This window comes from Phaeobacter sp. JH20_34, from assembly GCF_048056095.1.
GTDB classification, from domain to species: Bacteria; Pseudomonadota; Alphaproteobacteria; order Rhodobacterales; family Rhodobacteraceae; genus Phaeobacter; species Phaeobacter bryozoorum.
This window is the reverse complement of record NZ_JAYMWT010000015.1, coordinates 1-7,853: the sequence shown is the minus strand read 5'-3', so window position 1 is coordinate 7,853 and position 7,853 is coordinate 1. Positions and strand designations below refer to the sequence as shown.

Sequence of the window (7,853 nt, the reverse complement as noted above, 5' to 3'; positions counted from 1 at the left end):
GTCATAGGCCTCAGGGATGTTTTTCATAGTTTTTGACCGTTCATGTCAGCGGATCTTTTCAAGGAGCGAATAATAGATCATCCCCAAGGCCACGATCAGGCTGCCCGCGCGCCGTCCGAACGGCAGGCGCAAGTGCCTGACATTGGCGAACACATCAAAGCGCTCCAGATGGCCGGTGATGGCTTCAGCCATGACTTCTCCCAGAATATGGGTGAGTGCGATGCCATGGCCGGAGAACCCCTGAACATAGAATACATTGTCCGAGAGTTTTCCGACCTCGGGAATGCGGTTGATGATGATGCCGTCTATGCCGCTCCAGGAGTACTCTACTTTGATGCCCTTGAGCCGGGGAAAGGTGCGTTCAAGCGCCGGACGCAACTCGGCGTCTATGTTGCTGGTGTTCAGGCCGGAATAATTGGTGCCCCCACCGAACAGAAGCCGCTTATCGGCTGTCAGACGGTAGTAATCGAGCACGAAACGCGAGTCGTAAACGGCGAGGTCTTTCGGATTGATCTTGTCCGCCATGACGCCCAATGGCTCGGTCGCCATGATGCTGAGCGATGCGGGGAACAATGCCCCCCCCAGCCGTTTCTGGTCCAATAGGTGGTAGGCGTTACCGGCAATCATCACGGCGTTGGCGGTCACAGAACCGGTTCGCATCACAACTCTGGGTGTCGGTCCGTGTTCGATATTTGTTACTTCGGATTGTTCAAAAATGAGGGCCCCAGCGTTGGCTGCAGCACGAGCCTCGCCGAGGCATAGGTTCAACGAATGCACATGCATGTTCTTTGTGTTCAGCAAACCGCCGCAGTAGAGATCGGTTTCCAGATATGCAGGCATCTGCTTGGCATCGAGCATCGTTAGTTTGTCGCCCATACCGCGCTGCAAGCCCTCTTCGTAGATCTCGACCAGCTCCTTCATATGGCTCGGCTTCATTGCGGTCTGCATCTGACCGAACTTAAGATCACAGTCGATGCCATATTTTCTGACGCGGTTGCGGATAATGTCATGCCCGCGCCAGCGCAGGTCCCAGACAAAATCATCTGCGGCTGCCCCGAGGGATTTTCGAAACTCGCGCTGCATTGCCTTATCACCAGAAAGGCTGCCGGTGATCTGACCTCCATTGCGTCCGGTCGCGCCCCAGCCGATTTTCTTGGCCTCCAGCAGGGCAACCTTCAGCCCGCGTTCGGTCAACTCCACAGCCGCCGAGACGCCAGAGAACCCGCCCCCAATGATCGCCACATCGACGCGATGATCTCCGGTCAGGGAGGGATAGCTCTGGGTGTCATTGCGCGTAGCGGCATAGTAGCTTGTCGTGTGCAAAGCCGTGGTCCTTATGATTTTTGAGAGAACGGTCAGCCAGAGGCCTGGTCAAACCCTTGCAGTACGTTCACCGCGTTGACCCCAACCTGTTCAACTGCATAGCCGCCCTCCAACAAGAAGACCGTTGGTAGGTTCAAAGCTGCTATCGCGCGGCCGTAATCCGTGAAATCGCCGCTTTCGAGTTTAAAAAAGCTGATGGGGTCGTCCTCGAACGTGTCGACGCCGAGCGAGACAATCAGAAGGTCCGCCTCGTAGGCTTTGATACGTGCGAGTGACTGGTCAAGTGCAGCTTTCCACACATCGTATGGGGCTCCCGGTGGCAGCGGGTAATTGACGTTAAAGCCTTGTCCCGCATCTTCACCGGTCTCATCAGCATGCCCGAGAAAATAGGGGAAGGCGTGCATCGGATCGCCATGAATGGACAGGAACAGCACGTCATCACGGCCATAAAAAATCTGCTGCGTGCCATTTCCGTGGTGGAAATCGACATCCAGAATGGCGATCTTCTGTGCCCCATTGTCCAAGGCGTGTTGCGCAGCGATGGCGGCATTGTTCAAGAAGCAGTAGCCGCCAAACTGATCCACGGCAGCATGATGGCCGGGCGGGCGGCAGAGACCAAAGGCCGTGCGCTCACCACCCAGGACCAGGTCTGTTGCGGTCAGCGCAACGTCCTTGCTGGCAAGGGCGGCCTCCCATGATCCTTCCGAAACGGTGGTTTCACTGGCCAGCGCATAATGCCCGATCTTGCCCTCAATCATTTCAGGGATATGTGGCGAGTTCATCGTCCGGGTGGGCCAGCAATTGGCCATGGGTTCGCCTGCGAAGCCGGCAGCGGCCCAATCAGAGGCACAGGTTTCCAAAAACCGCACGAAGCCTGCGTCATGGACTGCCAGCACGGGCTCCAGGCCGTAAGCTTTTGGCTCGATCACCTCACCAAGATGCTGTGACGTAACACGCTCAAGGATAATCTCAGCGCGGCGTGGACACTCGAATGGGGCCACGATCTTACCTTCATGGATTTCAATCTTGGCATCACGCAATTTGTGTTTGTCGGAATAGACTGTGCGCATTTTCGCTCCGTATCAGTAAAAAACAGGCGACGCACAACACGCCGCCTGAGGTGAGGGAGGGGGACTGTTATTGAAGCAAGGCTGTCCAGACCTTGTTCTGAAGCTCAATCGCGGCCTCAGAACAGCTTTGCGAGAACACCAGCGGTGTGCCTTCAGGCGGCGACAGCTCATGTGCGGATTTCAGGGCGTCGGTCATGAACTCCGTGCTACCCGCAACACCATTTGAGTATCCAGCAAAGTTCGACTGGATCGCGATGTTTTCAGGCTGCATCATGAAGTCGATGAACTTGATGGCGTTTTCGTAGTTCTGTGCACCCGTGGGGATGGCAAGATTGTCAGCCCAGGTGATGACGCCCTCCTGTGGGAACGCATAAGTCATCGCCGGGTTCGCGTCCCGCGCACGGATTGAGTATCCATTCCAGTTTTGGTGGATCGCCGTGTCGCCCGATGACAGACGCTCAAGGATGCCGTCAGAGCTATACGTTTTCACATGCGGCTTCTGGGCTTCGAGGAGCTCCAGAACCTGACGCATTTCTTCAGGGTTTTCACTGCAAAGGGGCACACCCAATGCAATCGACGCCATGGAAATCACCTCATCAGCCGACTTGAACATGCCGATCTGGCCCTGAAGCTCGGCTGGTGGGGTGAACAGAACGTCATAGGTGTCGATATCCCCACCATAGACGCTGGTATCGACAGTGAACGATGTTGTTCCCCACTGCCACGGCACTGTATAGACGTTACCTGCATCCCACGGCGAAGTCGTGAAGTCCTCGGTCAGGTTTCCATAATTGGCCAAATTGGCCGCATTGACCGGCTGCAGCAGGCCCTCGCTGATGAAGATTTCCACAAAATTGTGGCTGGGCACAACGATATCATACCCGGTGGCACCCGACTGGAGCTTGGCCAGCAGTGTTTCATTGCTGTCATATGTATCCAGCGTGACCGAGATGCCGGTTTCAGCTTCGAATTTGGTGATCAGATCTGGCGCGGTGTAATCCGTCCAGTTGTAGATGAACAAATCCCCCTCCGCATAAGCACTGCTGGCCAAAACCATCGCGCTTAACGCGGCCGTGGACATGAGTGTGGTTGCTTTTTTTATAGTCATTCTTCTTCCCTTCCTGTTGTAGATGTGCCCTTCCGGTCTTTCCCGACGAGGTAGGACACAGTTACGAAAATGATCGAGATGATCAGCAGAACCGTGGAAACAGCATTGATTTCTGGGGTGATACCCAACCGGACAAGGCTGTAGATATAGATTGGCAATGTGGTTGATCCGGCTTCCGCGACCATCAGGGTGATGATGAAATCATCAATGGAGATGATGAAGGCCAGCATTGCGCCGGACACGATCCCTGGCCCCAGCAGCGGCAGGGTCACCAGCCGCAGCGTCGCCAATTTGCCCGCGTAGAGGTCCTGTGCCGCCAGCTCCAGGCTTTCGTCCATGCCTGTTAGCCGCGCACGGATCGGCATATAGGCAAACGGGATGCAAAAGACGGTATGGGCGATGATGATATTGCCCAGCCCCAGCGAGAGGCCAATCGCGGAAAAGAATGTCAGCGTTGCAATCGCCGTGACGATTTCAGGCACCATCAGCGGCAGGATGATCAACCCGTTAAAGATGGGCTTGCCCTTTACGCGCCGGTTTCGACCCAGCGATAGGGCAGCCATGGTTGCGAGAGTGGTGGCGGAAGCTGTGGCGCATAGAGCGATGATCAGGCTGTTGATCGCGGCGCGGCGGATATCGTCGTTGGCAAAGGCCTTGGCATACCAATCAAGGCTGAACCCTTCCCAAACCGTCGCAGAGCGCGAGGCGTTAAAAGAGAAGATGACGAGGATCAGCAAGGGCAAGTAGAGATAGAGAAAGAAGCCAAGTGTGATCCAGCGGAATCCCGGAAGCGTGCGGATATCCTTGTCAGAGGTTTTCAATGTGACAACTCCCCACCGTTCTTGTGTGCGTTGCGGGCATAGAGCGTCAGAACCACCATCACGATCACGAGGATGATGACGGCAAGCGCCGACCCAAACGGCCAGTTGCGCGCAGAAGAGAATTGCAACTGCACCAGGCTGCCCAGCATCAGGTTCTTGCCACCGCCCAGAAGCTCGGGTGCGATAAAGGCACCGATGGCGGGAATGAACACAAGGATTGAGCCCGCGAAAATTCCCGGTGCGGCCAATGGGAAGACGACATGGCGCAGGGCACCCCATTTGGTGGTGTAAAGGTCCCGGCAGGCCTCGATCAGGCGCAGGTCGAGCCGCTCAAGCGAGGCATAAATCGGCAGCACCATGAAGGGGATGTAGGTGTAGATCAGCCCCAGCACGATCGCGCCCTCTGTATATAGCATGGCGATCGGTTTCTCGATCAATCCACTTCCGATCAGTGCGTTGTTGATCAGCCCGGTATCGCGCAAGACCAGTATCCAGCAAAAAGTCCGGATCAGCAGGTTTGTCCAGAACGGGATGGTGATCAGCAAAACCAGAAGATTGCGACGTTCAGACGACTGCATGGCGATATAGTAGGCCACCGGAAAGCCGATCAGCAGGCAGGCCAGCACCGAGATTATTGCGATCCAAACCGACCGAAAGAAGATTTGCAGGTAGGCGGGGTTAAACGCCATCTCATCAAAGAGGTCACGTTCGTAAAACAGCCGTGTGTAAGCCTCAAACGAGAAGTTGGGTCGCACACCTCCATAAGGGCTGGCTTCGAGAAAGGAGTAGACGATGACGATCAGGATCGGCAGCAGCATGAAGATGCCGATGGTGACCGAAGCAGGCAGCACCCCCGCATAAGTTCTGAGCCGCATCATGATTTCAGAACCCGTGCCGCTTTAGGATCAATCAGGACAAAAACTTGCTCGCCCGGATTGGCAAGCGTACTACCGTCCCGATGGTTTTCAGCCCGCACGACAATTGTGGCGCCATGTTCCAGCTCGACTTCATAGTCAGTCGAGCCACCCAGATAGATGACGTCTTTGACGGTGCCGGGCACAGCGCCCGTCGTTTGCGAGTCAAGAAGCGTCACCTTTTCGGGGCGCACAAACAAAGTTGCAGCCTCACCAGTGGCCAGCCCCTCGACAACAGGGCCGGTCAGGACCTCACCATCAGAAGTCTCATATGTGGCCGTATCGCCAGAGGTTTTCCGCAGCACAACATCGTAGAAATTTGCATCCCCAATGAAGTCGGCCACAAAGCGATTTGTGGGGTTTTCGTAAATCTCATCCGGTGTTGCGATCTGTTGGATTTCACCTGCCGACATCACCGCAATGCGGTCACTCATCGACAGTGCTTCTTCCTGGTCGTGAGTGACGAAAACAAAGGTGATTCCGGTTTCGCGCTGCAAGCGTTTCAGTTCCGAGCGCATCGCCTGACGCAGCTTCAGATCAAGAGCCGACAGCGGTTCGTCCAGCAACAAGACGCGTGGTTTTGGGGCCAGAGCGCGTGCAAGCGCGACCCGTTGCTGTTGCCCACCGGACAATTGCGAGGGATAGCGATCTGCCATCTGCGCCAATTGCACGAGGTCGAGCATCTCCCGCGCTGTCCTGTTGGCTTCCGCTTTGGCTTTGCCCAGACGTCGCAGGCCAAAGGCAACATTCTCAAGAATAGTCATATGTGGAAACAGCGAATAGTGCTGGAACACCGTGTTGATAGGACGCTTCTCTGGCGGCAGGCTCGAAATGTCGTCTCCGTACAACAGCAGATCGCCATCGGTGATCGCTTCAAATCCAGCGATCAACCGCAACAGGGTCGTTTTCCCGCAACCTGACGGCCCAAGCAGAGTAAAAAATTCGTTATCCGTGATATCCACGCTGGCCGAGGACAGAGCCACCACCGGTGGGCGCCCATCATAGACTTTACGGAGTCCTTTTGCCTTTATTGCAATACTCAAACGAAGCACCTCCCAATGCAAAACAAATCGCTAGCACCTCCCATGAATGCTGAACCGCGATCATTTTATTTAGGGTTCTCCAGAATCTTGTTTGCGAACATACCCCCAAGAGGGTAGATTTTGTGTAAATTTTCAGTTTTTTGGGAGTATAGCCCGTGGATTTCAGCTTCACGCAGCAACAGATGCGCGCGTTGGCGCAGGTTTTACGCTGTGCAGAATCGCTAGAATTTCCAGTGGAAATGCGCCGCTTCTTGAAAGAGCAGTTGTCATTCAGCACGTTCCTAATTGTCATATTTCCGCCAAGTCAGGCACCGCGTTCCGTCTATCACTGGATACCGGATGCCAAGCTTGATGGGGTATTTAGGACGCAATATTTCCAAGGTGCATTCCTGCTTGATCCCTTTTACCAGCTAAGCCGAAATTCCTTTGACGACGACGCGCACAGGTTGAGGGACATCGCTCCGGATCGGTTCTTTTCCAGTGAGTATTATCGGAAGTATTATGGCGAAACCGATCTCATTGATGAGGTTGGTTTCCTTGCGCGCCTTTCCAATGAGCATGTGGCGCACCTGTCAATCAGCCGATCAAAGACCGACCAGTTGTTCAACCGAAAGGAATGTTCATATCTACATCAGTTGGCGCCTCTGCTGGCAGAACTCATGCGTCAGCATTGCGAATGGATCTATGACACCGACCCCCAGTCTTCGCCTGAGGCGATACATCGGCCCCTTGATAAGATAATCTACGACTTTGCATTGTCACTGAAACCAGGTGGCCTGACGACCAGAGAGGCAGAAATCACGGCCCTTATACTGCAGGGACACTCGAACTCGTCGGCCAGCCTTGTCCTTGGCATTTCCAAAGGTACGACAAAGGTCCACCGGCGGAACATTCACCGGAAGCTGGATATCTCATCACAGGCAGAACTGTTCGCAACGTTCAGCCCGGCACTGTCTTCGGGGCCAAAATAAACTGAAACTAGCGCGATTGTCATGTTGGAAGGATCACGGAGTGGTTGTCGAGACTTGAAGTCATCTCGCACCAAAAGCCCCAATAGATGCCACCCATTCCGCCGCCGCTGCCTGTACTGAACTCATCGCTGATTATTGATCCATTCTTACCCTTCACGACTTTCTGGCGGCCGTGGTTAGATTTCAGATTTATAGGCCCACAATCCAAAGCGGCCGTCGACAACCGAGCATGTCTGACGTCAGCGCCAATGGGGCAGTTTAGGTCGATTTGATAAGGGAGGGTTTCTGGCACATCGTAACCACTAAGGAGTGGAGATGAGACAGAAACCCGGAACGCGAAAGAGCCACGGTGAGAAGGTCGTGAAAGACATCCGCCCCGCGGCGCGCAAGCAGTATTCAGCGTGACCTGCCCCCCGCAAAATCCCTCACCATGAAGTAGAGTCTGCCCCACCTATGTAGGAGCAGACGAATGCGTAAGAGCCGTTTCACCGAGGCACAAATCATCGGGATCATGAGCAGCCCCGCTCGAGTGGTCCAAATTGAAAGTTAGTTCATGACTGGCCTTTGGTCTATTGGGACGGTGGCCTCTGGTGCGGGTGGGCG

7 protein-coding genes are annotated in these 7,853 nt (G+C 54.8%); 1 reads left to right on the top strand and 6 read right to left on the bottom strand.

Annotated features, from left to right (window positions below):
* Positions 1-45 precede the first annotated feature (45 nt).
* From VWZ81_RS11625 to VWZ81_RS11600, 6 genes are all read right to left on the bottom strand, one after another.
* Positions 46-1,323 carry an NAD(P)/FAD-dependent oxidoreductase gene (locus tag VWZ81_RS11625; protein WP_416542775.1) on the bottom strand — a complete coding sequence of 426 codons (1,278 nt, stop codon included), beginning with the start codon at positions 1,321-1,323 and terminating at the stop codon, positions 46-48.
* Positions 1,324-1,355: 32 nt separating this feature from the next.
* Positions 1,356-2,393 (bottom strand): histone deacetylase family protein, encoded by a 1,038-nt coding sequence (locus VWZ81_RS11620; protein WP_416542774.1) that lies wholly within the window; start codon positions 2,391-2,393, stop codon positions 1,356-1,358.
* Between the two features lie 67 nt (positions 2,394-2,460).
* A complete protein-coding gene (locus tag VWZ81_RS11615) occupies positions 2,461-3,501 on the bottom strand; it encodes an extracellular solute-binding protein (RefSeq protein ID WP_416542773.1) in 1,041 nt (346 codons plus the stop codon).
* A complete protein-coding gene (locus tag VWZ81_RS11610; RefSeq protein WP_416542772.1) occupies positions 3,498-4,322 on the bottom strand; it encodes an ABC transporter permease in 825 nt (274 codons plus the stop codon). Before VWZ81_RS11610 ends, VWZ81_RS11615 begins: the two co-directional genes overlap by 4 nt.
* Positions 4,319-5,200, bottom strand: coding sequence for an ABC transporter permease (locus VWZ81_RS11605; RefSeq protein ID WP_416542771.1), 882 nt, complete (start codon positions 5,198-5,200; stop codon positions 4,319-4,321). The genes VWZ81_RS11610 and VWZ81_RS11605 overlap by 4 nt, the downstream gene beginning before the upstream one ends.
* Complete coding sequence (locus tag VWZ81_RS11600) at positions 5,197-6,300, bottom strand: ABC transporter ATP-binding protein (RefSeq protein ID WP_416542770.1); 1,104 nt, start codon at positions 6,298-6,300, stop codon at positions 5,197-5,199. The genes VWZ81_RS11605 and VWZ81_RS11600 overlap by 4 nt, the downstream gene beginning before the upstream one ends.
* Positions 6,301-6,434: 134 nt before the next feature.
* Between VWZ81_RS11600 and VWZ81_RS11595 the strand changes: the two genes are divergently transcribed.
* Positions 6,435-7,250, top strand: a complete 816-nt coding sequence (locus VWZ81_RS11595) for a helix-turn-helix domain-containing protein (protein WP_416542769.1) — start codon at positions 6,435-6,437, stop codon at positions 7,248-7,250.
* Positions 7,251-7,853: the final 603 nt, after the last annotated feature.

Bases quoted from the DNA above. Each gene is read 5' to 3' on its own strand.
- VWZ81_RS11620 (WP_416542774.1), bottom strand. From the start codon at position 2,393: ATGCGCACAGTCTATTCCGACAAACACAAATTGCGTGATGCCAAGATT.
- VWZ81_RS11605 (WP_416542771.1), bottom strand. From the start codon at position 5,200: ATGATGCGGCTCAGAACTTATGCGGGGGTGCTGCCTGCTTCGGTCACC.
- VWZ81_RS11615 (WP_416542773.1), bottom strand. From the start codon at position 3,501: ATGACTATAAAAAAAGCAACCACACTCATGTCCACGGCCGCGTTAAGC.